The organism is Bradyrhizobium sp. UFLA05-125, assembly GCF_059803515.1.
This window is the reverse complement of the sequence record NZ_JBANBJ010000028.1, coordinates 11921-25178: the sequence shown is the minus strand read 5'-3', so window position 1 is coordinate 25178 and position 13258 is coordinate 11921. Positions and strand designations below refer to the sequence as shown.

Genomic DNA, 13258 nt, shown 5'->3' with positions numbered 1-13258 from the left:
TCATGAGCGCCTATATCGCCCGCCGCATTCTCCTGATGATACCGACGCTGCTCGGGATCCTCTTCATCTCCTTCGTCGTGGTGCAATTCGCGCCGGGCGGCCCGGTGGAGCGCGTCATTGCGCAGCTCTCCGGCGCCGACACCGGCGGCAGCTCGCGCATCTCGGGCGGCGGCGACTTCGCGCAGCGTGCGCCGGGACAACTCGGCGCCGGCGCCGACGCCGCAAATTCGAAATACCGCGGCGCGCAGGGGCTCGATCCCGAGTTCATCAAGAAGCTGGAGCAGCAGTTCGGCTTCGACAAGCCGGCGCCCGAGCGCTTCCTGATGATGGTCTGGAATTTCGCGCGGTTCGATTTCGGCACCAGCTATTTCCGCACCGTCAGCGTCATTCAGCTCATCAAGGAGAAACTGCCGGTCTCGATCTCGCTCGGCATCTGGCTGACGCTGATAACTTACCTGATCTCCATACCGCTCGGCATTCGCAAGGCGGTCAAGGACGGTGCACGTTTCGACACCTGGACCTCGGCAGTGATCGTGCTCGGCTACGCGATCCCCGGCTTCCTGTTCGCGATCCTCCTGATCATCCTGTTTGCCGGCGGCTCGTTCTTCAACTGGTTCCCGCTGCGCGGGCTGACATCGGACGGCTGGTCGCAATTCCCCTGGTACTGGAAGATCCTCGATTATTTCTGGCACCTGACCTTGCCGCTGATCTCGATGGCGCTCGGTGCATTTGCGACCATGACGTTTCTCACCAAGAACTCGTTCCTGGACGAGATCCGCAAGCAATACGTCATGACTGCGCGGGCAAAGGGCTGCAGCGAGCGCCAGGTGCTCTACGGCCACATCTTCCGCAACGCCATGCTGATCGTGATCGCGGGTTTCCCCGGCGCCTTCATCAGCGCCTTCTTCTCCGGCTCGCTCCTGATCGAGACCATCTTCTCGCTGGACGGGCTCGGGCTGCTCGGTTTCGAAAGTGTTCTCAACCGTGACTATCCCGTCGTGTTCGGCACGCTCTACATCTTTTCGCTGATGGGTCTCGTGGTCAACCTGATCTCCGATCTGACCTATATGTGGATCGATCCTCGGATCGATTTCGAGGCGCGGGAGGTCTGATGACGGTCACCGCGCCCACCCCGATCGAGACCAAGACCCAAGTGCCGCTGGGCGAGGCGGTGCCGCCTACGCGCAAGGCGTTCGAGCCATCGCCGCTCAACCGGCGGCGCTGGCAGAACTTCAAGGCGAACAGGCGCGGCTACTGGTCGTTCTGGATATTCATGGTCCTGTTCGTGGTCTCCCTGTTCGCCGAACTGATCGCCAACGACCGTCCCTTCGTGATCAAGTTCGATGGTCGTCTCTACTGGCCCGCCTTCGTCACCTATTCGGAGACCACCTTCGGCGGTGACTTCGAGACTGCGGCCGACTATCGCGATCCCTATTTGCAGAAGCTGATCAAGGACAAGGGGGGCCTGATCGTCTGGCCGCTCATCCGCTATTCCTACGACACCCACAATCTCGATTTGCCGACGCCCGCGCCGTCGCCGCCGACCTGGATGCTGACGGAGGCGCAATGCAAGCCGGTGGTGGAGAAAAAGGGCCTGAAGAGCTGCCGCGATCTCGAATACAACTGGCTCGGCACCGATGACCAGGGCCGTGACGTGGTCGCGCGGCTGATCTACGGCTTCCGCATCTCGGTGCTGTTCGGCCTGACACTGACCATCGTTTCGTCCGTCATCGGCATCATCGCCGGCGGCGTGCAGGGCTATTTCGGCGGCTGGATCGATCTGTTGTTCCAGCGCTTCATCGAGATCTGGAACGCGATACCGTATCTCTATCTGCTGCTCATCATATCGGCCGTGCTGCCGCCGGGTTTCTTCATCCTGCTCGGCATCATGGTGCTGTTCCACTGGGTGGCGCTGGTCGGCCTCGTGCGCGCGGAATTCTTGCGAGGGCGCAATTTCGAATACATCCAGGCTGCGCGGGCGCTCGGCGTCTCCAACGCCGTGATCATGTTCCGGCACCTGTTGCCGAACGCAATGGTGGCGACGATGACGTTCCTGCCGTTCATCGTCTCCTCGTCGGTGATGACGCTCACGGCCCTCGACTTCCTGGGCTTCGGGCTGCCGCCCGGCTCGCCGTCGCTCGGCGAGATGTTGTCGCAGGCCAAAGCCAACGTACAGGCGCCGTGGCTCGGTTTCTCCGGCTTCTTTGCCGTCGCGATCATGCTGTCGCTCCTGATCTTCACCGGCGAAGCGGTGCGCGACGCCTTCGATCCGCGCAAGACGTTCAGGTAAGCGATGGACGCGATCAACCAGCCCCTGCTTAGCGTGCGCGATCTCTCGGTAGCCTTCCACCAGGGCGCAGGCACGACGCTCGCCGTCGACAAGGTGTCGTTCCAGATCAAGCGCGGCGAATGCGTGGCGCTGGTCGGTGAATCCGGCTCCGGCAAGTCGGTCAGCGCGCTCTCGGTCATGAAGCTCCTGCCTTATCCGAACGCCTCGCACCCCTCGGGAAGCATTCGCTTCAAGGGGCGTGAAATCCTGAGCCTCTCGGAACAGGAGATGCGCGGGATCCGCGGCAGCGACATCTCCATCATCTTTCAGGAGCCGATGACCTCGCTCAATCCGCTGCACACGATCGAGGCGCAGATCGGCGAGATCATCCAGCTCCACAATCCGACCAGCAACGCGCTGGCGCGCAAGCGGACGCTGGAGTTGCTCACGCAGGTCGGCATCCCCGATCCCGAGACGCGGCTCGCGAGCTATCCGCATCAGCTCTCCGGCGGCCAGCGCCAGCGCGTGATGATCGCGATGGCGCTCGCCAACGAGCCCGACCTGTTGATTGCGGACGAGCCGACCACGGCGCTCGACGTCACGGTGCAGGCGCAGATCCTGGCGCTGCTGGCCGAGATCCGCTCGCGCCTCGGCATGAGCCTGCTCTTCATCACCCATGATCTTGGCATCGTGCGCCGCATCGCCGACACCGTCTGCGTGATGAACGGCGGCAAGATCGTCGAGCAGGGCCCGGTCGAGCAGGTCTTCAACAGCCCCAAGCATCCCTATACGCGCGACCTGCTCGCGGCCGAGCCGAAGCCCGATCCGGCGCCGCCGCAGCCGAACGCGCCGCTCGTAATGTCGGCGGATGCGCTGAAGGTCTGGTTTCCGATCAAGCGCGGCTTCCTGCGCAAGACTGTCGGCCACATCAAGGCGGTCGATGGCGTCAGTGTCGCGGTGCGCAAGGGCGAGACGCTCGGCGTCGTCGGCGAGTCCGGTTCCGGCAAGACCACGCTCGGGCTCGCGCTGTTGCGGCTGATCTCGTCGAACGGCCGTATCGTGTTCCTGGGAAAAGACATCCAGGGACTGCGCTTCAAGGAGATGCGCCCGTTCCGCCGCGACATGCAGGTCGTGTTCCAGGATCCGTTCGGCTCGCTCAGCCCGCGCATGTCGATCGCCGATATCGTCGGCGAAGGGCTCTCGGTGCATCAGCCGAAGCTGTCGCGCGAAGACCGCGAGGCGCGCGTCATCAAGGCGCTCGAGGATGTCGGTCTCAATCCGGAGACGCGTTTCCGCTATCCCCACGAATTCTCCGGCGGTCAGCGCCAGCGCATCAGCATCGCGCGCGCGATCGTGCTCGAGCCGGATTTCGTCGTGCTGGACGAACCGACCAGCGCGCTCGACATGCTGTTCCAGGCGCAGATGGTCGACCTCCTGCGCGAATTGCAGCGCAAGCGCAATCTCACCTACATGTTCATCTCGCACGATTTGCGCGTCGTGGCTTCGCTCGCCAGCCATCTGATCGTGATGCGCGGCGGCAAGGTGGTCGAGGAGGGGCAGGCGGCGGAGCTGTTCAAGAACCCGAAGACCGATTACACACGCGCGCTGTTCGCGGCGGCGTTCCGGCTGGAGACGGCGGGCGACGGGTCGGTGGCGACGTAGTTGCTATCACTCCGGGGCGATGCGAAGGTCGAACCCGGATCTCGAGATTCCCCAATGCGCAATTGCGCATTGGGGTTCACGCTTCGCGTGCCCCATAGTGACGATCGGAGGTCAGAGCCGCTTGATCGCGACGATCTCGCTGCCGGCCAGCTTGATACGCGCGATCGCCGGGTCGATCGGCTCAATCACCGTCGTCATGTGATGTGCATTGGCGTGGACCATGGTGCTGCCATCGCGCACGATCGCGACATGGCCCTTCCAGAAGATCAGGTCGCCGCGTTGGAGCTTGGCCCTCTCATGCGGTTCCAAGGCTCGCCCGAGACCGGCCAGTTGCATGTCACTGTCGCGCGGGCAGCCGATGCCAGCGGCGGTGAGTGAAACCTGGACCAGCCCGGAGCAATCGATACCGAGTGAGCTCTTGCCGCCCCAGAGATAGGGCGTGGCGACGAAGCGCTCGGCCACGCTGACGAAATCTGCCTCGCGATGGTCGAGAGCGACGACGTGCGTCCTCGGCAGATAGTGTCCCTCGCGGGTGATCGCGAAGGGACCGTCGTCGCGTGTCACGACAACCTTCGATCCCATCACGAGCGCGTCGGATGGCGGCAGCTTGATCGATGGGCCTGGAAAAGCAAAGGTCCGGAGGGCGCCGACCTTGTGCGTCGGCGCAGCCGCGGGCTTGGCGAGGGCCGCATCGGGAAGCCAGCCGACATAGCCGTCGCTCACGAGCTGACCCCAGGCCCAGCCTTCGCCGTTGCGTTCGTAGACCGTGACGCGCTCGCCGCGCAGCGCCTCCGTCATCAGCATCGCGCTCGACGACGGCTGTTCGCGCAGCGGCGCGATCGCCTCGACCACCTCGAACTCTTCGCCCTCGACGAAGCGCTCGGCCTGCACCTTGCCTTCGAGGTATTTCGCGGCGATGTCGCCGCGCGCCGGCGTCAGCCGCGGATCATGCATAGCGTTCGCTCAGGAGTGTGTAGAGTGCGCGCGCGGCCTGGCATTCGCCGCCCTCGGGGCGCGCGGGTTTTGCCGATGGCGTCCAGGCATAGATGTCGACGTGCAGCCAGCTCTTCGCCTGTTCGACGAAACGCTGCAGGAACAGCGCGCAGGTGATCGAGCCGGCGAAGGCTCCGGATGGTGCGTTGGTGATGTTGGCCGTCTTGGAGTCCAACCAGGAATCGTAAGCCGGCCATAGCGGCATGCGCCACAACGGATCGTTCTCCCTGACGGCGCAGCGCGCGACGTCGGCGGCAAGCGTCTCATCATTGGTGTAAAAGGGCGGTAAATCCGGCCCCAGGGCGACGCGCGCGGCGCCGGTCAGCGTGCCCAGATCGATCAGCAGATCGGGCTTCTCCTCGTCCGCCAGCGCCAGTGCGTCGGCCAGCACCAGCCGGCCCTCCGCGTCGGTGTTGCCGATCTCGACCGTGATCCCCTTGCGCGAGGGAAAGATGTCGAGCGGCCGGAAGGCGTTGCCGGCGATCGCGTTCTCCACGGCGGGGATCAGCACGCGCAGCCGCACCTTGAGCTTGGCATCCATCACCATGCGCGCGAGTGCCAGTACGTTGGCCGCACCGCCCATGTCCTTCTTCATGATGAGCATGCCGCTCGACGGCTTGATGTCGAGCCCGCCGGTGTCGAAGCAGACGCCCTTGCCGATCAGCGTGACCTTGGGATGCGCAGGGTTGCCCCAGGTGATGTCGATCAGGCGCGGCGCGCGGGTCGAAGCCATGCCGACGGCATGGATCAGCGGAAAATTCTGCGCCTTCAATTCGTCGCCGACGATGCAGCCAAAGCTCGCGCCGAATTCGGCGGCGAGCGCCTGCGCGGCCGCAGCGAGCTCCTCCGGCCCCATGTCGTTGGCAGGCGTGTTGACGAGGTCGCGCGCCAGACACGCCGCATCGGCAATCCGCGCAACTTCGGCGACGTCGATGCCATCGGGCGGCACCAGTCTGACCTCGGGAGCATCCGTCTTGCGGTAGCGGGCAAAGCGATAGCTGCCGAGCGCAAAGGCGAGGGCGGCGAGGCGGGCATCATGCGGTGCGTTGGCGAAGCGATAGGTCCCCGGCGGCAGCAACCCCGGCAGGCTGCCTGGCCGGAACAGGTCGCGCGATCGCGCGACGTCGTCCTCGAGCCCGAACAGCACCCGGGAGATTGCGCCGTCCGGCGCCGGCAAAGCGAGATATGCGCCCGGCTTTGCGGCAAAGCCGTTGGCCGTTGCGAACTGGCGTTGCGGCGGCGCCAGCGTCTCGGCGACCTGATCCCAGCTCGATTTGGTCACGAAGGTGATGGGAATGGCGGCAGACGACGACTCGAATACGGAAGGCATTGGCGGGTCCGGCCCAAGATGGTTCAGATGATGACAGGAGACTTCGCAGAGTTTTGCGGCACCTGCAATCGCTTCGTCGCCACCCGGCGCGCCCGCGAGCCGCTACTCGGTCCGCCGTCATCATGCTAGGTTCCGGTAAAACTCGCTCGCGGCGTCAGTGCCCGCGGGACAAGACGTGCCGGGAGGGAACGCAATGGAATTTCTGTGGAGCGTGGTCGCGTTTTTCGGCCAGGCCATCGAGGCGGTCTTCACCTATGTCGAACATCATCACTGGATCTTCGCGTTCATCGCCGGCGGCTACGTTTTCTATCTCCACGACCGCGCGGTCCATGCGCGCTTCGACGCGCTCGACAAGCGTATCGATGAGGTCAGGAAGCGGCTGGCCATGGAATATTGAGCCGCGGCTCGCGATGCCACTGGCGATCTGATTGCGCAGCTCGCGCGAAGAGCTGACACCAAATCTTGGGGTGACCTCAACCGGGCCGGCCGGCGCGCCAACCCGCGCCGCGGGCGGCGTTAACCGGCTGTTAGGGTTAACAGTCTATTGCTGGCGCGTTCGGCTCGATCAATCGGCTCGAGAGTCAAAGCGTCATGCGTCAGCGGTCTTGTGTTGCCCGGCTTCTTGCGTCCAGCTCGCTGGTAGCGGTCTTGGCCGCAAGCCTGGGCGGCTGCCAGACCATGGCCGACATCACGGGCTCGGTGACGCCGCGCGCGGAAGCCGCAGCGCCCGCGGACCCCGCCCGCGCCGCCGACGTCTATGGCGAGCGGTACCGCGCCAACCCCAAGGATCCCGACGCGGCGCTCGCCTATGGCCAGGCGCTGCGCGCCAACGGCCAGCGGGCCCAGGCCGCCGCGGTGCTGGAGCAGGCAACCATCGCCCATCCCGGCAACAAGCCGCTTCTGGCGCTCTATGGCCGTGCACTCGCCGACAACGGCAATTTCCAGCAGGCCTTCGACGTGCTGTCGAAGGCGCACTCGCCCGACAACCCGGACTGGCGCCTGCTCTCCGTGCAGGGCACCTGTCTCGACCAGATGGGCAAGCACGAGGAAGCGCGCCGCTACTATGTCAGCGCGCTGAAGATCACGCCCGGCGATCCCGGCGTCCTGTCCAATCTCGGCCTTTCCTACATGCTGACGAAGGAGCTGCCGCGGGCGGAAGAGGCGCTCAGGCAGGCCTATGCCTCGCCACGCGCCAATGCGCGGGTGCGGCAGAATCTCGCGCTGGTGGTCGGCTTGCAGGGACGCTTCGCGGAGGCCGAGACGATCGTCAAGGCCGATCTGCCGCCGGACGAAGCCGCCGCCAACGTCGCCTACCTCAAGGAAATGCTGAACCGCAACGACGCGCCGCGCAACGCGGCAAAGCGCATGCCGGTCGCTTCCCTCAGCCAATCCGAATAGCCGGCCAAAAGCTGGACGAGCCTTGTTGAATCTTTGCGAGCCGAGGCGCACTCGGCTCGCGCTTGATTTCACCGTGTTCGAGGCTTGTTCGACGGCGCGGGCCGGTACGCGGCCCGCCGCGAGCCGTCAATGCAGCTCGGAGACCTTGATGCCGGTCGGTCCGAGAATGACGACGAACAGCACCGGCAGGAAGAACAGGATCATCGGCACGGTCAGCTTCGGCGGCAGCGCGGCGGCCTTCTTCTCGGCCTCGTTCATGCGCATGTCGCGGTTTTCCTGCGCCATCACGCGCAAGGAATGTCCGAGCGGGGTGCCGTAGCGCTCCGCCTGCTGGAGCGCGAGACAGACCGATTTGACGCCTTCGAGGCCGGTGCGCCGCGCCAGGTTCTCATAGGCCACCTTGCGGTCCTGCAAGTAGGACAGCTCGGCCGTGGTCAGCGTGAATTCCTCCGACAGCGCGATCGACTGGCCGACGATCTCGGTCGCGACCTTCCGGAACGCCATCTCGACCGACATGCCGGATTCGATGCAGATCAGCAGCAGGTCGAGCGCGTCGGGGAAGGCGCGCTTGATCGAAAGCTGGCGCTTGGAGATCGCGTTCTTCAGGAACAGCATCGGCGCCTGGAGGCCGAGATAGGCGGCACCGACGCAGATGCCGATCTTGATCGGCAGCGACTTCTCCATATGCGCGATCACGAAGACGTAGAGCATGGAGCCGACGAACAGCACGAGCGGCGTCACCATGCGGGCGAACAGGAAGGTGATGTAGGGCGCCTGGCCACGATAGCCCGCCATCACGAGCTTCTCGCGCGCGGCTTCCTGCGCCAGCCATTTGGTGAGGTTGAAGTCCTCGACCACCCTGGAGACGAGCTGCTTCGGCGTCTGGCGCAGCGAAACCTTCTCAGTCTTGGTGAGCCGGTCGCGCTCGCGCTGCCGGATGCGCTCGCGCTCGCTTGCCACCGCCTTCATGCGCTTGGCAAGGCCTTCGCCTGCGAACAGTGGCATCACAAGCGTGTAGACGGTGGCGCTGGCGGCGATTGCCGCCAGCAGCATCGTCATGAAGTGAACGTCGTGTAGTTTCGTGACGAGGAGATCGACCATACGCACACCGTCAGAAGTCGAAGTTGATCATTTTCTTCATCACCAGAATGCCAATCGACATCCAGACGACGCAGCCGACCAGCATGAGCTGGCCGGTGGGGTGGGTCCACAGCAGCGAGATGTATTGCGGGGTCGTGAGATAGACCAGGAACATCACGATCGGCGGCAGCGAGCCAATGATGCCGGCCGAGGCCTTGGCCTCCATCGACATCGCCTGGATCTTTTCCTTCATCTTCTTGCGGTCGCGCAGCACCTTCGAGAGGTTGCCCAGCGCCTCGGAGAGGTTACCGCCGGACTTCTGCTGGATCGAGACGACGATGCCGAAGAAGTTCGCCTCCGGCAGCGGCATGCGCTCATAGAGACGCGAGCAGGCCTCACCCAGCGGCATGCCGATGGCCTGGGTCTCGATGATCGCCAAAAATTCGCTGCGCAGCGGCTCCGGCGAGTCGGCGGCGACGACCTTGATCGATTCGAACAGCGGCAGGCCGGCCTTGATGCCGCGGACGATGACGTCGACCGCGTCCGGAAGCGCTGCCAGGAACTTGTTCTCGCGGCGCTTCTTCAGGAAGCTCAGCAGCCAGCGCGGCAGGCCGAGGCCGCCGGCGAAGGCAAGGCCTGCGGCCCCCAGCAATCCGCCGCCGACGAACATGGCGACGAAGAAGAACGCGCCGCCGAGCGCGGCGGAGACGATCCAGAATTTCTGCGGCGTCCAGTCGAGCCCGGCCTGCGACAGCCGCACGCTGAGCGGAACGCTCTTTTCCTTGAGGCGGCGCTGCTCGAGATCCTTGAGCGTGCTCTCGACCTGCTCGCGGCGCGAGCGCTGGCTTTTCTCGGCCTGCCGTGCCGCGACCGGCTCGGCGCGCGCGACCGAGGCGCGCCGGCTCTCCGCCTTTCGCTCGCCGGACAGCAGCGGATAGAGGAAAACCCAGGCGATGCCGCCGACGGCGGCGGTGGCGAGAAAGGAGAGAGCGAGAACCTGCATCTTCATGGTGCGTTACCGCTCAAGTCTTCGCTTCCGCCGCATCGAGCGCGGCGGCAAGGCGCTTCTCCTCGCCGTAGTAGCGGGCGCGCTCCCAGAAGCGGGGGCGGCCGATTCCGGTCGAGCGATGCCGTCCGATGATCTTGCCGTTGGCGTCCTCACCCACGAGATCATAGAGGAAGACGTCCTGGGTGATGATGGTGTCGCCTTCCATGCCCATCACCTCGGTGATGTGGGTGATGCGGCGCGAACCGTCGCGCAGGCGGGCGGCCTGGATGATGACGTCGATGGAGGCGCAGATCATCTCGCGGATGGTGCGCGAGGGCAGCGAGAAGCCGCCCATCGTGATCATGGATTCGCAGCGCGACAGCGCCTCGCGCGGATTGTTGGCGTGCAGCGTGCCCATCGAGCCGTCATGGCCGGTGTTCATGGCCTGCAACAGGTCGAAGGCTTCTGGTCCGCGGACCTCGCCGACGATGATGCGTTCGGGGCGCATACGCAGGCAGTTGCGCACCAATTCGCGCATCGTGACCTGGCCTTCACCCTCGATGTTGGGCGGGCGGGTTTCCAGCCGCACCACGTGAGGCTGCTGGAGCTGCAATTCCGCCGCGTCCTCGCAGGTGATGACGCGCTCGTCGTGCTCGATGTAGTTGGTCATGCAGTTGAGCAGCGTCGTCTTGCCCGAGCCGGTACCGCCGGAGATCAGCACGTTGCAGCGGCAGCGGCCGATGATCTGGAGGATCTCGGCGCCCTCGGGGGTGATGGCGCCGAACTTGACGAGCTGATCCAGCGTCAGCTTGTCCTTCTTGAACTTTCGGATGGTCAGTGCGGGACCGTCGATCGACAACGGCGGCACGATGGCGTTGACGCGGGAGCCGTCGGCAAGACGGGCGTCGCAGATCGGCGAGGATTCGTCGACGCGTCGGCCGACCTGGCTGACGATGCGCTGGCAGATGTTGAGGAGCTGCTGGTTGTCGCGGAAGCGGATGCCGGTGCGCTGGATCTTGCCGCCGACTTCGATGAACACGGTGTTGGCGCCGTTGACCATGATGTCGGCGATGTCATCGCGCGACAGCAGCGGCTCGAGCGGGCCATAGCCGAGCACGTCGTTGCAGATGTCGTCGAGCAGCTCCTCCTGCTCGGCGATCGACATCACGATGTTCTTGATCGCGATGATCTCGTTGACGATGTCGCGGATTTCCTCGCGTGCGGACTCGGAGTCGAGCTTGGCGAGCTGGGCGAGGTCGATCGCCTCGATGAGGGCGCCGAAGATCGTTGCCTTGACCTCGTAGTAATTGTCCGAGCGGCGGCTCTCCATCGGCGGAGGCGGCGGAGCCTTGATCGGCGCCAGCGGCGGCGAGGCGATGGCGGGGGGCGGCGGCGCGCGCGAAACACTCGGCGCCGGGGCCTGGGCAGGCTCTGGCGACACGGCGCCGGGCTTGGGGGCCCGAAGATCGGTGTCTGTTCCGCTACGCTTACCGAACACTTAACAACTCCATGCGGCGGCTATTTTCCGCGCAACTTCTCAATCAGGGGTGAAAGGAACGACGACTTTTGCTTTTTGGTCTCGCTGCGGCCGGTCAGGCGCTGGGCGATCTGAAGGAACATGTCGATCGACTTATGGTTGGCCGAGATTTCCGCGATCATCTGGCCATTATTGGCCGCGGAGCCGAAGGTCTGGGGCTCGAACGGGATCGAGGCGATCGGCTGGCTCTCGATCGCCTTGGCGAACTCGGTGGCGGCGATTTCGGGCCGTTTGGGGACGCCGACCTGGTTCAGGCAGTACAGCGGCGGCCGATCGTTCGGCCGGGCCGCCTTCAAGAGGTCGAAGAGGTTCTTGGTGTTGCGCAGGTTCGCAAGGTCGGGTGCGGCCACGATCAGGATGTCGTCCGCCCCGATCAGGGCGCGCTTGGTCCAGCCCGTCCATTGGTGCGGGATGTCGAGCACGATGCATGGCATTGTCGAGCGCAGCGTGTCGAACACGGCATCGAAGGCGTCGGTGCCGAAATCATAGACCCGCTCGAGCGTGGCGGGCGCGGCCAACAGGCTCAGATGGTCGGTGCATTTCGACAGCAGACGGTCGACGAAGGCTGTGTCGACACGGTCCGGCGAGAAGACGGCGTCGGCGATGCCCTGCGGCGGATCCTGGTTGTAGTCGAGCCCGGCGGTGCCGAAGGCGAGGTCGAGATCGGCGACCACCGCGTCCATCGCAAGGTCGCGCGCGATCGCCCAGGCGACGTTGTGGCTGATGGTGGAGGCGCCGACGCCGCCCTTGGCGCCGACGACTGCAATGATGCGGCCGACCGCCTTGGCTTCCGGCGCAGAGAACAGATTGCAGATCGATCGCACCACGTCGATCGGCCCAACCGGTGCCAGCACATAGTCGCTGACGCCGCGGCGTACGAGCTCGCGATAGAGCATGACGTCGTTGATGCGGCCGATCACGACGACGCGGGTGCCGGCATCGCAGACGGTCGCGAGCTGGTCGAGCCCGCCAAGCAGGTCAGCCCGCCCGTCGCTCTCCAGGACGATCACGTTCGGTGTTGGGGCGGAGCGATAGGCCTCGGCCGCAGCCGCGATGCCGCCCATCTGGATCTTCAGATGAGCCTTGCCGAGGCGGCGGTCCTCGCCGGCCGACTGCACGGCGGCGGCGGTCTCCACGGTCTCGCAGAAGGCCTGGACCGAGACGCGCGGGGCAGGTGCAATATGCTCCTCTGCCGGCGGCGGCGCGCCTTGCGGCTGTTCTTCCTGAGTCTGGCGAGCGTAGCTGATCATTTGCCGGTGTCGCTGAGTTTGGCCTTCTCGGCCTCGGGATAGGTGATCGCCGTCGGCATGCCCTTGCGATACTTCTCGAAGGCGGCGTTACGGCGCATGGTGTAGGCCGGTGTTTCAGGCCGCGGCTGCTCGAGATCCGACGGATTGTCGATCATTGCAGCCATATTGCGCTGATAGCTGCAGCCGAAATTGTAATAGGACTTGTTCTCGAACCATCGCGGGTTCTTGATCGAGGGGCCGAGATCTTCAGGCCATAACCCGCAGGGACCCGCGACCGCGGCAATCCTGGAATAGGTCAGGCGGATCGGCGGCAGGAAGCGCTGGTCTTCGGGATGATAGCGGCGCACGATGACGCCGCGCGGCGGCACGCCGGCGGCCGCCAGCATGGCCTGGATTTCCCGCAGAGAGTCCGCGGCCGGGCGTGCATTGGGCGTATCGGTCGGCACGTCGATATGGATCGCGCCGGTGCCCTCATGCGTCCAGGTCGACGCCAGGCCCATGACGTCGGCGCGCTGGGCTGCGGTCAGGCCGCCGCGCGCGTGACCGACGAAGACAACGATAGAGCGGTTCTGCTCTTCGATCGCGATCGGGTGGCGCTGCTTGTAATCCTCGGGAATGGAGGCGGTGACGGCGTCGTCGGTATGGGTGCAGGCGCCGAGCGCGATCGCGACGCCGACGAGCGCGCCACTGACGCGCAGGGCACTGTTGCGATTCTGGGGTGGTCTGGTGGTCATTCTCGTAGTCCCCGTTC

Annotated in this window: 12 protein-coding genes; 5 read left to right on the top strand and 7 right to left on the bottom strand. The window is 65.1% G+C overall.

What is annotated here, in order from left to right; translation table 11 throughout:
- Nucleotides 1-2: 2 nt before the first annotated feature.
- From SO156_RS23545 to SO156_RS23535, 3 genes are read left to right on the top strand one after another with little or no spacing between them, the layout of a single operon-like run.
- Nucleotides 3-1112 carry a microcin C ABC transporter permease YejB gene (locus tag SO156_RS23545; RefSeq protein ID WP_498536414.1) on the top strand — a complete coding sequence of 370 codons (1110 nt, stop codon included), beginning with the start codon at nucleotides 3-5 and terminating at the stop codon, nucleotides 1110-1112.
- Nucleotides 1112-2290 (top strand): ABC transporter permease, encoded by a 1179-nt coding sequence (locus SO156_RS23540; protein WP_458145707.1) that lies wholly within the window; start codon nucleotides 1112-1114, stop codon nucleotides 2288-2290. Before SO156_RS23545 ends, SO156_RS23540 begins: the two co-directional genes overlap by 1 nt.
- A 3-nt stretch (nucleotides 2291-2293) precedes the next feature.
- Entirely contained in the window at nucleotides 2294-3931 is a 1638-nt protein-coding gene (locus SO156_RS23535) for an ABC transporter ATP-binding protein (protein WP_458145708.1), read from the top strand.
- A 111-nt stretch (nucleotides 3932-4042) separates the two neighbouring features.
- Here SO156_RS23535 and SO156_RS23530 read toward each other — a convergent pair whose 3' ends face one another.
- The gene (locus SO156_RS23530) at nucleotides 4043-4885 is read right to left on the bottom strand and encodes a C40 family peptidase (RefSeq protein WP_498536413.1); all 843 of its coding nucleotides are present in this window, start codon (nucleotides 4883-4885) and stop codon (nucleotides 4043-4045) included.
- Nucleotides 4878-6254: a leucyl aminopeptidase family protein gene (locus SO156_RS23525; protein WP_498536412.1), complete on the bottom strand. Its 1377-nt coding sequence runs from the start codon at nucleotides 6252-6254 to the stop codon at nucleotides 4878-4880. The genes SO156_RS23530 and SO156_RS23525 overlap by 8 nt, the downstream gene beginning before the upstream one ends.
- A 193-nt stretch (nucleotides 6255-6447) precedes the next feature.
- Here SO156_RS23525 and SO156_RS23520 point away from each other — a divergent pair, with 193 nt between their 5' ends.
- Both SO156_RS23520 and SO156_RS23515 read left to right on the top strand, forming a co-directional pair.
- The gene (locus SO156_RS23520; RefSeq protein WP_498536411.1) at nucleotides 6448-6651 is read left to right on the top strand and encodes a hypothetical protein; all 204 of its coding nucleotides are present in this window, start codon (nucleotides 6448-6450) and stop codon (nucleotides 6649-6651) included.
- Between the two features lie 194 nt (nucleotides 6652-6845).
- Nucleotides 6846-7652, top strand: a complete 807-nt coding sequence (locus SO156_RS23515; RefSeq protein WP_498536410.1) for a tetratricopeptide repeat protein — start codon at nucleotides 6846-6848, stop codon at nucleotides 7650-7652.
- 126 nt (nucleotides 7653-7778) lie between these two features.
- Here SO156_RS23515 and SO156_RS23510 read toward each other — a convergent pair whose 3' ends face one another.
- From SO156_RS23510 to SO156_RS23490, 5 genes are read right to left on the bottom strand one after another with little or no spacing between them, the layout of a single operon-like run.
- A complete protein-coding gene (locus tag SO156_RS23510) occupies nucleotides 7779-8753 on the bottom strand; it encodes a type II secretion system F family protein (protein ID WP_458145713.1) in 975 nt (324 codons plus the stop codon).
- A gap of 10 nt (nucleotides 8754-8763) precedes the next feature.
- Nucleotides 8764-9741 carry a type II secretion system F family protein gene (locus SO156_RS23505; protein ID WP_458145714.1) on the bottom strand — a complete coding sequence of 326 codons (978 nt, stop codon included), beginning with the start codon at nucleotides 9739-9741 and terminating at the stop codon, nucleotides 8764-8766.
- Nucleotides 9742-9754: 13 nt separating this feature from the next.
- A complete protein-coding gene (locus SO156_RS23500) occupies nucleotides 9755-11218 on the bottom strand; it encodes a TadA family conjugal transfer-associated ATPase (RefSeq protein ID WP_458145715.1) in 1464 nt (487 codons plus the stop codon).
- 20 nt (nucleotides 11219-11238) lie between these two features.
- A complete protein-coding gene (locus SO156_RS23495) occupies nucleotides 11239-12507 on the bottom strand; it encodes a CpaE/TadZ family protein (RefSeq protein WP_458145716.1) in 1269 nt (422 codons plus the stop codon).
- Complete coding sequence (locus tag SO156_RS23490) at nucleotides 12504-13241, bottom strand: CpaD family pilus assembly protein (protein WP_458145717.1); 738 nt, start codon at nucleotides 13239-13241, stop codon at nucleotides 12504-12506. The genes SO156_RS23495 and SO156_RS23490 overlap by 4 nt, the downstream gene beginning before the upstream one ends.
- Nucleotides 13242-13258 lie beyond the last annotated feature (17 nt).

Coding starts and splice junctions, on each gene's coding strand:
- SO156_RS23545 (WP_498536414.1), top strand. CDS start 3: ATGAGCGCCTATATCGCCCGCCGCATTCTCCTGATGATACCGACGCTG.
- SO156_RS23540 (WP_458145707.1), top strand. CDS start 1,112: ATGACGGTCACCGCGCCCACCCCGATCGAGACCAAGACCCAAGTGCCG.
- SO156_RS23535 (WP_458145708.1), top strand. CDS start 2,294: ATGGACGCGATCAACCAGCCCCTGCTTAGCGTGCGCGATCTCTCGGTA.
- SO156_RS23530 (WP_498536413.1), bottom strand. CDS start 4,885: ATGCATGATCCGCGGCTGACGCCGGCGCGCGGCGACATCGCCGCGAAA.
- SO156_RS23525 (WP_498536412.1), bottom strand. CDS start 6,254: ATGCCTTCCGTATTCGAGTCGTCGTCTGCCGCCATTCCCATCACCTTC.
- SO156_RS23520 (WP_498536411.1), top strand. CDS start 6,448: ATGGAATTTCTGTGGAGCGTGGTCGCGTTTTTCGGCCAGGCCATCGAG.
- SO156_RS23515 (WP_498536410.1), top strand. CDS start 6,846: ATGCGTCAGCGGTCTTGTGTTGCCCGGCTTCTTGCGTCCAGCTCGCTG.
- SO156_RS23510 (WP_458145713.1), bottom strand. CDS start 8,753: ATGGTCGATCTCCTCGTCACGAAACTACACGACGTTCACTTCATGACG.
- SO156_RS23505 (WP_458145714.1), bottom strand. CDS start 9,741: ATGAAGATGCAGGTTCTCGCTCTCTCCTTTCTCGCCACCGCCGCCGTC.
- SO156_RS23495 (WP_458145716.1), bottom strand. CDS start 12,507: ATGATCAGCTACGCTCGCCAGACTCAGGAAGAACAGCCGCAAGGCGCG.
- SO156_RS23490 (WP_458145717.1), bottom strand. CDS start 13,241: ATGACCACCAGACCACCCCAGAATCGCAACAGTGCCCTGCGCGTCAGT.